Source organism: Paenibacillus sp. CAA11 (assembly GCF_003060825.1).
Lineage (GTDB): Bacteria > Bacillota > Bacilli > Paenibacillales > Paenibacillaceae > Fontibacillus.
Genome location: NZ_CP028922.1, coordinates 4,165,831 through 4,180,000, shown reverse-complemented (window position 1 = coordinate 4,180,000; position 14,170 = coordinate 4,165,831). Strand labels below are relative to the sequence as shown.

Sequence of the window (14,170 nt, the reverse complement as noted above, 5' to 3'; positions counted from 1 at the left end):
AAATCATTCGAAGAGTGCAAAGGCAAAAGGGAGCTTGACTGCGAGACTGACAAGTCGAGCAGGGACGAAAGTCGGGCTTAGTGATCCGGTGGTACCGCATGGAAGGGCCATCGCTCAACGGATAAAAGCTACCCTGGGGATAACAGGCTTATCTCCCCCAAGAGTCCACATCGACGGGGAGGTTTGGCACCTCGATGTCGGCTCATCGCATCCTGGGGCTGAAGTAGGTCCCAAGGGTTGGGCTGTTCGCCCATTAAAGCGGTACGCGAGCTGGGTTCAGAACGTCGTGAGACAGTTCGGTCCCTATCTGTCGTGGGCGTAGGAAATTTGAGAGGAGCTGTCCTTAGTACGAGAGGACCGGGATGGACGCACCGCTGGTGCACCAGTTGTTCCGCCAGGAGCACAGCTGGGTAGCTAAGTGCGGAAGGGATAAGCGCTGAAAGCATCTAAGCGTGAAGCCCCCCTCAAGATGAGATTTCCCAATTAGTAAGACCCCTTGAAGACGACGAGGTAGATAGGCTGGGGGTGGAAGTGCAGCAATGCATGGAGCTGACCAGTACTAATCGGTCGAGGGCTTATCCTAAAATGACCCCACAAAGTGAAGAAAAGGCTGATGAAGCTGATTCCGAGTACTTTGCGGGGACTCCGAGAAGATCTAAATCACAATTTCGTTTCGTATCCAGTTTTCAGGTGATTAAACATCTGAACAATTGTGGGTTAATATCAAGATTTGATATTTACTCGCAGGCTGTTTTTGAAGGTGGGTTATTTTCCTTGATGAATTTCAGGGAGCGATAGCGACCGGAAAAAACCTGTTTGGTGGCGATAGCGGAGGGGTTCCACACGTACCCATCCCGAACACGACCGTTAAGCCCTCCAGCGCCGATGGTACTTGGACCGCAGGGTCCTGGGAGAGTAGGACGCCGCCAAGCGAATATAAAGAGCATTGCTGATATTACATCAGCGATGCTCTTTTTGTATATCTGAAAGATAATTCCACACATAGAAAGCCCGAAGGAACAGCATAGTACATATATAAGCCAAGAAAGGGGAGCAAAGGATGGAGCATCCGGAGCGTGGGTTCCTAATTTTGCAAAGGAATAGATGATTACCCGAATCGTGAAGCCATCGACAACAGAAGTCTCGATTGTTGAACGAATTCGTAAGGATGCTGTCAGCTTCCGTGATCTCAGTGATCTTGACCATGTGATTCAGGCTGTGGGCGATGCACGAATTGTATTGTTGGGCGAAGCCACACACGGAACTTCTGAATTTTACAGCATCCGAGCAGAACTATCGAAGAGGCTTATTGCCGAGAAGGGATTTCAGTTTATTGCAGTAGAAGGGGACTGGCCCTCCTGCTATGAGGTTAACCGATACATCAAAAACCTGGATGGGAACACAGCAGAGACGGCGGCAGATGCCCTGCAGGCATTTAACCGCTGGCCGAGCTGGATGTGGGCTAACAAAGGGATTGAGACATTTGCAGAATGGCTGCGTCATTACAATGCGGAACAAGCCGAAGGCGGTAAGATAGGATTTTACGGATTGGATATGTATAGCCTGTGGGACTCAATACAGCAGGTCATAGGTTATTTACAGCGTACGGGTTCTCCCGTGCTGGACACAGCGCTGCAAGCCTTTTCCTGCCTGGAACCTTACGGAGACGATGCTCAATCCTATGGAATATCTGCTGGGCTGCTGGGAGAAGGATGTGAAGAAGAGGTCATTCACCTGCTGAATGAGCTAAATGCATCCAAACATGAACATCTCCAAGATGAAGGTGAGCTGGATGCTAAGGTAAATGCAATGGTAACCCTTCATGCGGAACAATACTATCGGACAATGGTTAGAGGAGGACCTGAGTCTTGGAATATCAGGGACTACCATATGGCAGATGCTCTTCGGCAGGTCCTTGACTATCATGGATCTGCGTCCAAAGCGATTATTTGGGAGCACAATACGCATATTGGAGATGCTCGTGCTACAGATATGCAGCAAGCAGGGATGATTAATATCGGCCAGCTGGTACGGGAGCAATATGGGCGCGGCAATGTATTTAGTATTGGATTTGGCACACATCACGGAACCGTTATTGCGGGGTCGGCATGGGGAGCACCTGCTGAAGTAATGAGGGTGCCTGAGGCTAGAACTCACAGCTGGGAAGATATGATGTTCCAAGCCGGGCAAGGCTCTGACCAAATTCTGATGATGAACCCCGAGAGACAGGCAGAATTCAATCAAACGCTAGGTCACAGGGCTATTGGGGTTGTATATGATCCGCGTCATGAGTCGGGGAATTATGTTCCCTCACAAATGGCAGAACGCTACGATGCTTTTATCTATGTGCATGAGACGCATGCATTAGAACCGCTTTCGGTTGAAGGTACTTAAATAAGTAGTAACACAAAGGAGTAATAAGGATATATATAATCCAAGTACAGGAGGTAAGCTTATGAGCAACAAAATTGAAGCCATTCGTGCAGATCATCAGAACTTTGTGGATAAAACAGAGGATGAGGTGAAAAGTGTACCGGCGACCACAAATGTGAATGAGGCGGTAGAGGCAATCACAGCCCACATCAATAAATATGATGTTCCGGAAGAGAAGGAAGAAAAGAAATAGAGACAGGCCAAAGACCAGGTGGCCACTGACGGCCCCCTGTCCCAATTTAGGGACAGGGGCTGTTCTTTGCTTAATTATTGCATATAGCATTCTGAAATAGGGATAAATGGCGATAAATTCGTTCACACTAAGAAGTAAAGAGGAATCGCTTGGCAAAATAAAAATATGTGCTATAATAAGTATAAAGTCAAAGAAAGTCAAAGTCAGTCAGGCAGCTGTTACCTAAGTTGATCTAATCTGGACTATAGCTTATTGACTTATGAATTACTACTTGTGGAGGAGGATGACATGCGTAATATCTCCGATATTATTGAAAAATATCTCAAGAGCATATTGCATGAAAGTCCTGAGGGAGCGATAGAAATCCAGCGGAATGATTTGGCTGACCAATTCTCCTGTGTACCTTCCCAGATTAATTATGTAATCAGTACAAGATTTACGCTTGAGAAGGGTTATTTAGTGGAAAGTAAGCGTGGTGGTGGAGGGTATATACGTATTAGACGTGTGGAGCTTCCAGGCCCTACCTCGCTGCATACGCATCTTCAGCATACGATTGGAGAAGAGATTGGTCAGGTAGCGGCTGAGGGACTTGTATACCAGCTGGAAGAATCCAGAGTACTCACCCATCGTGAGGCAGAGATGATGCGTGCTGCGATTTCCCGCGACGTACTGATTCTTAAGCTTCCCTACAGAGATCAGATTCGTGCAAGAATTATGAAGGCGATGCTGATTTCTATACTAATCAAATAGTTTATGGATGTAACGACTAGTTACAAAGGAGGGACGTCGAATGCTTTGTCAAGAATGCGGAAAGCGTCCGGCAAGCTTGCATTTTACCAAGATTATAAACGGAGAGAAGACGGAATTTCATATCTGCGAATCCTGTGCCAGGGAGAAAGGGGAAGTGATTCCCGGAACTTCTGGAGGGTTCTCGATTCACAGCCTGCTCTCGGGTCTGCTCGACTTTGATCCCACGGGAAAAGGGCAGGGCGGCCATTCCGCACACAATGAGAACGTGCGCTGTGAGGAATGCGGAATGACGTACTCCCAGTTTAGCAAGGTAGGACGGTTTGGCTGCAGCTCCTGTTATAAATATTTCAACAATAAGCTAGATCCGCTGTTCAAGCGAGTGCATGGCAATACCGTCCATGTTGGTAAGGTGCCGGCAAGAGTGGGCGGCGAGCTTCAAGCCAAGCGGGAAATTGACGAATTGAAGCGTGAACTCCAGTACAGGATTGTACAAGAGGAATTTGAAGCGGCAGCGGAGATCCGGGATCGGATTCGTGAGCTCGAGAAGCAAATTTCCGAACAGTAGGAGGAATACATCATGCCTGATATGCGTTTTACTGAACAACCGCTTAGCGATTGGATGCGATCAAATGGAAATGAATCTGAGATTGTCATAAGCAGCCGGGTACGGATTGCCCGCAATATCCTGCATCATCCGTTCCCGATGCTAGCTACCAACCAGCATTTGGAGGAGGTTCTTAACCAGCTGAGGGAAGTGCTCAAGGACGAGCGTCTTAAGGAGTATGGCACCTTGCATACCATCCTGCTTTCAGATCTAGGAGAACTGGATAAGAAAGTACTGGTTGAGAAGCACCTGATCAGTCCGAATTTAGCAGACGATTCGAGAAATGGTGCGGTATTTATCAGTGAAGATGAAAGTCTCAGCATCATGGTTAATGAAGAAGATCATTTGCGGATCCAATGTCTTTACCCTGGCTTTCAAGTTCAGGAGGCTTGGGAAAGAGCTACAGCGATAGATGATATTTTTGAGGCGCATGTGGATTATGCGTTCGATGATAAAAGAGGATATTTAACCAGCTGCCCCACAAATGTAGGCACAGGACTCAGAGCTTCCGTCATGATGCATCTTCCGGCGCTGGTGCTTACCAAGCAGATCAACCGGATTTTATCGGCCGTATCTCAGGTAGGCTTAACGGTTCGGGGGATTTATGGGGAAGGAAGCGAGGCCGTGGGCAATCTGTTTCAAATATCTAACCAGATTACCCTTGGTCAAAGTGAAGAGGAGATCATTGATAACCTGCGCAGCGTAGTTCTTCAAATTATTGGACACGAGAAATCAGCACGGGAAAGATTGCTTGCAGAATCCCGTCTGCGCATGACAGACCGCGTAATGCGTTCCTATGGAATTTTGTCTCATGCGGCAATCATGGATTCGAAGGAAGCGGCGCAGCGTTTGTCTGATGTTCGGCTGGGGATTGACCTAGGACTTATAGAGGGTTTATCCTCGCAGGAAATGAATGAGCTGACCGTGCTTACCCAGCCGGGCTTTCTCCAGAAGCGCTTTAGCGGAAGGATGGAAGCCGGGGAGCGGGATATGTACCGAGCTAAGCTCATTCGTGAGAAATTGGGTAAATAAAAGTAGTATGTGTATATAGTTGAAAACTAAAGGTGAATTTACCACTTTCGGAGGTGTAGGGGAATGATGTTTGGAAGATTTACTGAACGAGCGCAAAAGGTGCTTGCACTGGCTCAAGAAGAGGCTGTGCGGCTTGGGCATAACAACATTGGCACAGAGCATATACTGCTTGGTTTGATCCGAGAAGGCGAAGGGATTGCTGCCAAAGCGCTGATCGGACTTGGTCTCGGCCTGGAAAAAATCCAGGACGAGGTAGAGACCTTGATCGGACGCGGTCAAGAGCAGCCATCGAACATCGCTTATACTCCTCGCGCCAAGAAGGTTATCGAGCTGTCTATGGATGAAGCGCGCAAGCTTGGACATACCTATGTCGGTACAGAGCATATCTTGCTTGGTTTGATTCGCGAAGGAGAAGGCGTGGCAGCTCGTGTGCTGAATAATCTGGGAATCAGCCTGAACAAGGCTCGTCAGCAGGTGCTTCAGCTTCTGGGCAGCAGCGAAGCCGTGTCCAGCCATCATGGTACACCAGCGAATGTCAGCACACCAACGTTGGACAGTCTCGCACGTGATTTGACGGCAACGGCGAAGGAAGGGAACCTTGATCCGGTAATCGGCCGCAGTAAAGAAATTGAACGTGTGATTCAGGTGCTCAGCCGCCGGACCAAGAACAACCCAGTACTCATCGGGGAGCCTGGCGTTGGTAAGACAGCCATCGCTGAAGGCTTAGCCCAGAAGATTATCAATAACGAAATCCCAGAGACGCTCCGGGAGAAGAGAGTAATGACTCTGGATATGGGCTCCGTGGTGGCCGGGACGAAATATCGCGGTGAATTCGAAGATCGTCTGAAGAAGATCATGGATGAGATCCGCCAAGCAGGCAATATCATCCTCTTCATCGATGAGCTGCACACATTAATCGGAGCAGGCGGAGCAGAAGGGGCTATTGATGCTTCCAACATCCTGAAGCCAGCCCTTGCCCGTGGTGAACTGCAATGCATTGGCGCTACAACGCTGGATGAATATCGTAAGTATATCGAGAAGGATGCAGCGCTAGAACGCCGCTTCCAGCCAATTACCGTGGATCAGCCTTCGCCTGAAGAGGCTATTCAAATCCTGCACGGCCTTCGTGACCGCTATGAGGCTCACCACCGTGTGAAAATTACAGATGAAGCCATTGAACAGGCGGTGAAGCTGTCTGATCGTTACATTCCGGACCGGTTCCTGCCCGACAAAGCTATCGACCTGATCGATGAGGCGGGCTCCAAAGTAAGGCTCAACTCTTATACGGTACCGCCAAATCTGAAACAGCTCGAGAGCCGGCTTGAAGACATCCGTAAGGAGAAAGATGCGGCTGTTCAAAGCCAGGAGTTCGAGAAGGCCGCAGCCCTTCGTGATACGGAGCAAAAAATTCGTGAAGAGCTTGATACCACCAAGAATCAGTGGAAGGAAAAGCAAGGACGCACGGACTCCGAAGTTACACCGGAAGATATTGCACAGGTCGTTGCCAGCTGGACCGGCATTCCTGTCAGCAAGCTGAAGGAAGAGGAAACAGAGCGTCTGATGAATATGGAATCTATTCTTCATGAGCGTGTAATCGGACAGGAGGAGGCTGTTAAGGCAGTTAGCCGTGCCATTCGCCGTGCTCGTGCGGGACTTAAAGATCCAAAGCGTCCGATGGGCTCCTTTATATTCCTTGGTCCAACCGGGGTAGGTAAGACTGAGCTGGCTCGCGCGCTTGCTGAAGCCATGTTCGGCGATGAGAATGCGGTCATCCGCATCGACATGTCAGAGTATATGGAGAAGCACTCCACTTCCCGTCTGGTTGGAGCGCCTCCAGGATATGTGGGCTATGAGGAAGGCGGTCAATTGACCGAGAAGGTACGCCGTAAGCCGTATTCGGTTGTACTGTTGGATGAGATTGAGAAGGCGCACCCTGAAGTGTTTAATATCCTGCTTCAAGTGCTTGAGGATGGACGTTTGACCGATTCTAAGGGCCGGGTGGTTGACTTCCGCAATACCCTCATTATTCTGACTTCCAACGTGGGTGCTGAGGCGATCCGCCGCAACACAACGATGGGCTTTACAGCTGTAGTCGATGCAGGTGCCGAGTATGACAATATGAAGGGTAAAGTGATGGATGAGCTTAAGAAGAGCTTCCGTCCTGAGTTCCTCAACCGGATTGACGAAATTATCGTCTTCCATTCCCTCGAGGAAGCTCATATTGGCCAAATCGTATCGCTCATGTCCGACGAGCTGAGAAAACGGCTGCGTGAGTATGATGTAGACTTTGAACTGACAGACAAGGCGAAGTCATTCCTGGCTAAGGCAGGATTTGATCCAGCCTACGGCGCACGTCCGCTTCGCAGAGCGATTCAAAAACATATTGAGGATCGTTTGTCCGAGGAATTGCTGACAGGCCGGGTGAAAAAGGGAGATTCGCTGACGATTGATGAAGAGAATGGCGAACTTACAGTCACCCGAACAGGAAGCTTCTCCCCACAAGCGTAAGCTAGAATTTAAGAAGGCTGTTTTAGAGGAATGAACTCTAAAACAGCCTTTTTTTTAACCGGAATCTGAAGAGTTGATGCACAGGTGCTAAATTATATGGAAATTTCTCCGATGTATATGCATAGAGGGAAGGAACTGGCCTTTTGTTCGCTTGCCGAAAATGGTAAACTTTGAGTAATGAAATTTGGTTTTTTTATAACAGTTAACTGGAATATAATATAGATAAGAAGAGCGGTCCTAAGCGGTTCGGCGAGGGGATTGAATGATTTAAGGAGAGGTAAATGGCGAAAACAAAAACGAAGTTTTACTGCACAGAATGCGGGTATGAATCCCCCAAGTGGTACGGCAAATGTCCGGGATGCGGAACATGGAATTCCATGTTGGAGGAGACGGAGTCAGTTGTTAAGACTCAGGGGATGACCTCAGGGATATTCCAAAGTAAAGAAAAACCGCTTCCCATCATAGATATAGAAAGTGGCAAGGAGCCGAGAGTGCAGACTGGAATCGGAGAGCTTAACCGCGTTCTAGGCGGTGGAGTCGTACCGGGCTCCCTCGTGCTCGTCGGCGGAGATCCGGGCATCGGTAAATCCACCCTGCTGCTCCAGACTTCCCATGAGCTGGCTAAGTCCGGCCTCAAGGTCCTTTATATTTCAGGAGAGGAATCTGTGAAGCAGACGAAGCTTCGTGCAGAGCGGCTCGGCGCCTTATCCCCGCAATTGTATGTACTGTGTGAGAGCAGTATGGAGCGGATCGAGGAGGCTATCGAAAGTGTGTCCCCGGACTTTTTGGTCATCGATTCGATTCAGACGGTGTACTTACCGGAAATCACAAGCGCGCCAGGCAGCGTTTCTCAGGTTAGGGAATGCACGGGGCGCTTTATGCGCATTGCGAAAGGCCAGGGAATCGCTACAGTGCTGGTCGGCCATGTGACAAAGGAAGGCGCCATTGCGGGCCCGCGGATGCTGGAGCATATGGTAGATTGTGTCCTTTATTTCGAAGGGGAACGGCATCATACGTATCGGCTGCTTAGAGCGGTTAAGAACCGGTTTGGCTCTACGAACGAGATCGGGATCTTTGAGATGAACGAGTCCGGACTTCGGGAAGTAGCCAACCCATCAGAGCTTTTTCTGTCGGAGAGACCGCTCGGCGTAGCGGGGTCCACTGTTGTTGCAAGTATGGAAGGAACACGGCCTATGCTTGTTGAGCTTCAGGCTTTGATTGCATCAACTCATTTTCCTTCGCCTAGACGAATGGGAACGGGTGTGGATCATCATCGCATGAATCTGATTATTGCTGTTCTTGAGAAGCGGATGGGCATGTTTTTACAGAATCAGGACGCTTATGTAAACGTTGCAGGCGGTGTCCGTCTAGATGAGCCTGCGGTGGATCTGGCGATTGCGGTTAGCATTGCCTCCAGCTTTCGGGATATGCCGACAAAGCCGGATGATGTTATTTTTGGAGAAGTTGGGCTTACTGGTGAAGTGCGCGCGGTATCCAGGGCCGAACAGCGGGTGAGGGAAGCTGCAAAGCTCGGGTTCAAACGGGTTATTTTACCGGAGAAGAGCCTCAAGGGGTGGAAGAGCCCAAAAGAAATTCAAGTAATCGGTGTAAACACTGTTGCAGATGCGCTAGCGGTTGCGTTAAATTAGGGGGCACAAAGAGATGAAGGAACCGAACCAATTGGAAAAAATGAATGACCTGCTCCGGCTGGTGGCACCAGGCACAGCCTTTCGTGACGGGCTTGAGAATGTGCTTCGCGCCAAAACGGGCGGACTGATCGTCGTGGGCTACAGTCCTGAGGTCATGGAAGTTGTCGAGGGAGGGTTCTCGATTAACTGTGATTTCTCGCCGAACTATTTGTATGAACTGGCAAAGATGGACGGCGCCATTATCCTTAGTGAGGATTTAAAACGAATCTTATATGCTAACACTCAGCTCATCCCTGATTCCTCCATCTCTTCCTCTGAGACCGGAATTCGCCACCGTACTGCGGAACGGGTGGCGAAGCAAACAGGAAAGCTGGTTGTATCCATATCTCAGCGTCGAAATATCATTACCCTATACCAGGGCGGCTTACGCTACGCACTCAAAGAGATTGGCGTAATCTTAACCAAAGCGAATCAAGCGATTCAGACGCTGGAGAAATACCGCTCTGTGCTGAATCAGTCTTTGACGAATTTGACCGCATCGGAGTTCGAAGAGCTGGTGACACTCCCTGAAGTCGTCAATGTCATCCAGCGTGTAGAGATGGTGATCCGGATCAAGCTTGAGATCAAACGCTATATTAACGAGCTGGGAACGGAAGGCCGATTGATCAGCATGCAGATGGAGGAGCTGGTCAGCAATATGGAAGAAGAGGCATGGCTGCTGTATAGAGACTATGCCCGCGATGACAACGAAGAGGCGATTCGTGAGCTGATCCTTGGCCTCAAACGTTCGAGCGATGATGAACTCCTTGATGTTCACCATATTACCCGCTTATTAGGATATCCGTCATCAGCAGCCAGCTCGGAAGAAATTGTGGCTCCGAGAGGCTACCGAGTGATGGCCAAAATTCCGAGACTGCCAAATGTGATTATTCACAATTTAATAGAGCGGTTTGAGCAGCTTCCGGGAATTATGATGGCTTCCATTGAGGAACTGGACGAAGTGGATGGCATTGGAGAGTCCAGAGCCCGGACGATCAAGGAGGGCTTAAAGCGGCTGCAGGAGCAGGTATTTATTGACAGACAAATCTGAATATTCTAAAATAAAATGATCGGTTTCTTTGCGGCTGTTGATTTTATCTTGTCCAGCTTCTGCTGTAATTCCCATTACTGTACTGCTTACATGCTGCCGACAAATATAGGGTAATGGGAACAATAATTTTTGAGGTGAAGAAATGATAATTAAATCAATTCCGAACATGTTTACCCTAGGTAATCTGTTTCTCGGAATGGTCGCCATCATGCTGGCGCAAAACGGTAAATACAGCTTAGCTGCAATTATGGTCATTGTCGCTATGCTGCTTGACGGTTTGGACGGACGTGTGGCGCGAGCCTTGAAGTGCCCCAGCGAGTTTGGCAAAGAGCTCGATTCATTGTCTGACGTTATATCTTTCGGGATTGCTCCCGCATTAATTATGTATAGTATCTCATTCCAGGATATCCCCACAGCGGTTGCATGGATTGTGACTTCCATCTTTCCTATGTGCGGAGCTCTGCGGCTCGCCCGCTTTAATGTGAAGCCTGGAATTCCAGGGTATTTTATTGGCCTTCCGATTCCGGCTGCAGGTAGTGTGCTGGCAACCTTATCTTTATTCCATAAAGAGATTTCTGCTCCTTATTTCATTATTGCCATGCTGCTGCTTTCCTATTTGATGGTGAGCTCCGTTAGGTACCCGAACTTCAAGAAGATTGGACTGCCGCGAAAGGCAATCTGGATTGCACCGTGGATTGTAGCGTTGGCTACTTTTGTGGCTATCAAGTTTCCGGATGAATTATCCAAGCTTATTTTTATACCTTTGGTGCTTTATGCTCTCTATGGCTTTAAGCAAAATATCGAGAAGCTTTTTCGGCGCCGCCGCAATGGCTCATCCTCGGATGAGGCTTACCGTTCAAAGAACTCATAATGATAAAAGGCATTGGTCTATATGACCAATGCCTTTTTTATTATTATTCACTTAAGACATATTAAACAAACCTAGCGTGGAGCATTTCTGTGATTCTCTTGCCACAACTTCATCCATATTGATGTCGAGTAGATTACAGAGTGCGGACATATAGAATATATTTCGTCCCAGTTCGGAACTAATGGCTTCCCGGCAGTTTTCACAGAGCTTTCCATGCACATGCTTGTCAACCTGCTCTCTGGCATCCAGCAGGTTCGCATGAGCTTCAAAGGTCTGCTTAGTAGCGTGCAGTTCAATGCAGCCGCATTCAGTGACAGCTTTGGCTACGGCCCGGTTGACGGAGGCGCTGCTTTGTCCTGTCTTGGATAGGACGTCTAGCAGGCTGCGGTGACGGAGCAGCAGTTCGGAGACTTGTTCTTGAAACGACTGTAAACTCAGTGTGCTCATTTTTCCATCCACCTTTGATATATGAATTGAATTCATTATAAGTCACCACGGAATCCAATTTCAACCAGTAAAGCCTCAAAATTACGTTTATATGAAATAGACTTTTTATATGCCTTGAATAAAAACTGATAACGGTTGGATTAGGATAAATGAATATGGACAATACTGGATAAAAAAGGAGGTGCAAGGACTCTATGTTAAAGAGGGCCTTTTTAATTCTTTCCGGTTTGTGCGGCGCATGGTTCGGTTATACAGCCGAGGGGTTAAGCCGCATGCTGCCCGAAGGAATTCTATCCCTGCTTGAGGGGATGAACCAGACGGTGGTTCAATTGATTTACGCAGCTGTAGGAGCAGGTGTCTTCCTGATCTTTTTCTCCATTCTTGCCGGCATGTTATCATCCAGACTGAACACAGGCATTACATCGTTGTCCGAGATTCCTATGGATCAGCTGGCTGCGGGAACTACAGGTTTGACTGTTGGGCTTATTCTGTCTGTACTGCTGCATCCTGCACTCAGCTGGCTTGGAATGATGAGCGATATGCTGCAGTTGATGCTTACTTGTCTGTGCGGATACGTTGGACTTAGAGTGGGCCTTGAGAAGAAGAATGAACTGGGTTCTTTTTGGAAGTCAGGTAAATGGGGCTCTGTGCAGAGTGAAGAGCGACTGAGACAGGAGCATAAAATTCTGGATACCAGCGTGATTATTGACGGGAGAATCGCGGACATTTGCAAGACAGGCTTCATTGAAGGAACGATTGTAATTCCTGAATTTGTCCTTGAAGAGCTTCAGCATATTGCGGATTCTTCAGATCTCCTCAAGCGCAACCGGGGCCGCCGCGGACTCGACATCTTAAACAAGATTCAGAAAGAGCTGGATGTTAAGGTTCTTATCTATGAAGGGGATTTCGAAGAAATCTCCGAAGTCGACAGCAAGCTGGTCAAGCTTGCAAAGGTGCTTCAAGGTAAGGTGGTTACGAACGACTTCAACCTGAACAAGGTTTGTGAGCTTCAAGGGGTGTCCGTACTCAATATCAATGACTTGGCCAATGCGGTGAAGCCGGTTGTGCTTCCGGGTGAAGAGATTATGGTTCAAGTGATTAAGGACGGCAAGGAGCATGGGCAGGGCGTAGCTTATCTCGATGACGGCACCATGATTGTGGTCGAAGGCGGACGAGACTACATAGGCAGCGTTACAGAAGTGATGGTTACAAGCGTGCTTCAGACGTCAGCCGGACGAATGATTTTTGCCAAACCGAAACTGTTGGAAAAAGCCCAGTAAACAAGGTATGATGTTACTGATGCGCTCAAGGCAAACGGCCAGTTGAAGGCCGCCCTGAGAGGTCATACTATCATGTTTAGGGCAGGGATAATCTATGGCGGAAGCTAACCAGCAAGTAGGCGCCATTGTGGTGGCCGCAGGCCGGGGAACAAGAATGGGAAGCAAGGAGAGCAAGCAGTACTTGCTGCTTGAGGGCAAGCCCATTCTCATTCATACGCTGGAGACGTTCCAGCGCCAGCCGCTGATTTCAAATATAGTTATCGTTACAGGACAGCCGGATGTAGAGCGCTGTAGGGAATGGGTGCGCTCTTATGGGCTGGACAAGGTGACAGAGGTGATTGCCGGGGGCAGTGAGCGCCAGGAATCGGTATATCTGGGTCTTCAGGCGATTCAGACACCTTGGGTGCTGGTGCACGATGGAGTGCGTCCCTTTGTGACCGGCAAGCATATTGCCGACTGCTGCGAGGCCGCATGGGCCGACGGGGCTTCGGTATTAGCCGTGCCAGTCAAAGACACCGTCAAGGTAGTGGATGCTCACGCCTTCGTCGAGTCGACACCCGACCGCAGGAGCTTGTGGGCTATTCAGACCCCACAGGCTTTTCGGCGTTCCGAGCTGCTGGAAGCCCATGAGAAGGCTCGCCGTGAGGGATTCTTGGGAACCGATGACTCTGTTCTCGTCGAGCGGATCGGCCGTAGGGTCAAAGTGGTCGAGGGGGATTACAGCAATATTAAGATTACTACACCAGAGGATTTAGACTATGCCGAATTTGTCAGAACAAGGGCGAGAAGCCGGGGAGAGGATTAATATGATAAGGGTAGGACAGGGCTTTGATGTACACCAGCTGGTAGAGGGAAGGCCTTGCATCATTGGCGGGGTGAATATTCCTTATGAGAAAGGCCTCCTGGGCCATTCGGATGCGGATGTACTGCTGCATGCGATCAGCGATGCGATCTTGGGAGCTATTGGAGAGGGAGATATCGGCCGCCATTTTCCGGATACCGATCAGGCATTCAAGGATGCCGACAGCTTGAAGCTGTTGGAGCAGGTGTGGAGCATGGTACAGGACAAAGGATACAAGCTTGGCAACCTGGACGCTACCTTGATTGCTCAGCGGCCAAAGATGGCTCCTTATATTCCGCAAATGGTTGAGATTATCGCTGGAGCGCTGCAAGCCGAAGTTTCCCAAGTGAACGTCAAGGCAACGACCACGGAGCAGCTTGGATTTACCGGCCGGGGCGAAGGGATAGCAGCACAGTGTATTGTATGCCTTGTTAAAGATATGCTATGATCGTGAGATGAACACGGAAGGCCC

13 protein-coding genes and 2 rRNA genes (1 of these 15 cut by a window edge) are annotated in these 14,170 nt (G+C 49.0%); 14 read left to right on the top strand and 1 reads right to left on the bottom strand.

Annotated features, from left to right (window positions below; genetic code table 11):
• The 11 genes from DCC85_RS19715 to pssA all read left to right on the top strand — a co-directional run.
• Nucleotides 1–583 (top strand): 23S ribosomal RNA (locus DCC85_RS19715); it begins 2,469 nt to the left of the window's first position.
• A 232-nt stretch (nt 584–815) separates the two neighbouring features.
• A 5S ribosomal RNA gene (gene rrf, locus DCC85_RS19710) occupies nt 816–932 on the top strand.
• A 172-nt stretch (nt 933–1,104) separates the two neighbouring features.
• Nucleotides 1,105–2,394: an erythromycin esterase family protein gene (locus tag DCC85_RS19705; RefSeq protein ID WP_108467086.1), complete on the top strand. Its 1,290-nt coding sequence runs from the start codon at nt 1,105–1,107 to the stop codon at nt 2,392–2,394.
• A 61-nt stretch (nt 2,395–2,455) separates the two neighbouring features.
• Nucleotides 2,456–2,626, top strand: coding sequence for a hypothetical protein (locus tag DCC85_RS23200; protein WP_199909944.1), 171 nt, complete (start codon nt 2,456–2,458; stop codon nt 2,624–2,626).
• Between the two features lie 288 nt (nt 2,627–2,914).
• The gene (locus tag DCC85_RS19700; protein ID WP_108467085.1) at nt 2,915–3,376 is read left to right on the top strand and encodes a CtsR family transcriptional regulator; all 462 of its coding nucleotides are present in this window, start codon (nt 2,915–2,917) and stop codon (nt 3,374–3,376) included.
• 40 nt (nt 3,377–3,416) lie between these two features.
• Nucleotides 3,417–3,941, top strand: a complete 525-nt coding sequence (locus DCC85_RS19695; protein WP_108467084.1) for a protein-arginine kinase activator protein McsA — start codon at nt 3,417–3,419, stop codon at nt 3,939–3,941.
• Between the two features lie 12 nt (nt 3,942–3,953).
• On the top strand, nt 3,954–5,012 hold the full coding sequence (locus tag DCC85_RS19690) for a protein-arginine kinase McsB (protein WP_108467083.1): 1,059 nt from the start codon (nt 3,954–3,956) through the stop codon (nt 5,010–5,012).
• A 63-nt stretch (nt 5,013–5,075) separates the two neighbouring features.
• On the top strand, nt 5,076–7,520 hold the full coding sequence (clpC, locus tag DCC85_RS19685) for an ATP-dependent protease ATP-binding subunit ClpC (RefSeq protein WP_108467082.1): 2,445 nt from the start codon (nt 5,076–5,078) through the stop codon (nt 7,518–7,520).
• A 281-nt stretch (nt 7,521–7,801) separates the two neighbouring features.
• A complete protein-coding gene (radA, locus tag DCC85_RS19680) occupies nt 7,802–9,169 on the top strand; it encodes a DNA repair protein RadA (RefSeq protein WP_108467081.1) in 1,368 nt (455 codons plus the stop codon).
• A 13-nt stretch (nt 9,170–9,182) separates the two neighbouring features.
• Nucleotides 9,183–10,259, top strand: coding sequence for a DNA integrity scanning diadenylate cyclase DisA (gene disA, locus DCC85_RS19675; protein ID WP_108467080.1), 1,077 nt, complete (start codon nt 9,183–9,185; stop codon nt 10,257–10,259).
• Between the two features lie 142 nt (nt 10,260–10,401).
• Complete coding sequence (gene pssA / locus DCC85_RS19670) at nt 10,402–11,130, top strand: CDP-diacylglycerol--serine O-phosphatidyltransferase (RefSeq protein WP_108467079.1); 729 nt, start codon at nt 10,402–10,404, stop codon at nt 11,128–11,130.
• A gap of 51 nt (nt 11,131–11,181) precedes the next feature.
• Here the strand turns inward: pssA and DCC85_RS19665 are convergent, their stop codons facing one another.
• On the bottom strand, nt 11,182–11,577 hold the full coding sequence (locus tag DCC85_RS19665; protein ID WP_108467078.1) for a nucleoside triphosphate pyrophosphohydrolase family protein: 396 nt from the start codon (nt 11,575–11,577) through the stop codon (nt 11,182–11,184).
• Nucleotides 11,578–11,771: 194 nt separating this feature from the next.
• Between DCC85_RS19665 and DCC85_RS19660 the strand changes: the two genes are divergently transcribed.
• The 3 genes from DCC85_RS19660 to ispF all read left to right on the top strand — a co-directional run bounded on the left by DCC85_RS19660 (nt 11,772) and on the right by ispF (nt 14,146).
• On the top strand, nt 11,772–12,857 hold the full coding sequence (locus tag DCC85_RS19660; protein ID WP_108467077.1) for a PIN/TRAM domain-containing protein: 1,086 nt from the start codon (nt 11,772–11,774) through the stop codon (nt 12,855–12,857).
• Nucleotides 12,858–12,951: 94 nt separating this feature from the next.
• Nucleotides 12,952–13,662, top strand: coding sequence for a 2-C-methyl-D-erythritol 4-phosphate cytidylyltransferase (gene ispD / locus DCC85_RS19655; RefSeq protein WP_108467076.1), 711 nt, complete (start codon nt 12,952–12,954; stop codon nt 13,660–13,662).
• A 1-nt stretch (nt 13,663) separates the two neighbouring features.
• Nucleotides 13,664–14,146, top strand: coding sequence for a 2-C-methyl-D-erythritol 2,4-cyclodiphosphate synthase (gene ispF / locus DCC85_RS19650; RefSeq protein WP_108467075.1), 483 nt, complete (start codon nt 13,664–13,666; stop codon nt 14,144–14,146).
• Nucleotides 14,147–14,170: the final 24 nt, after the last annotated feature.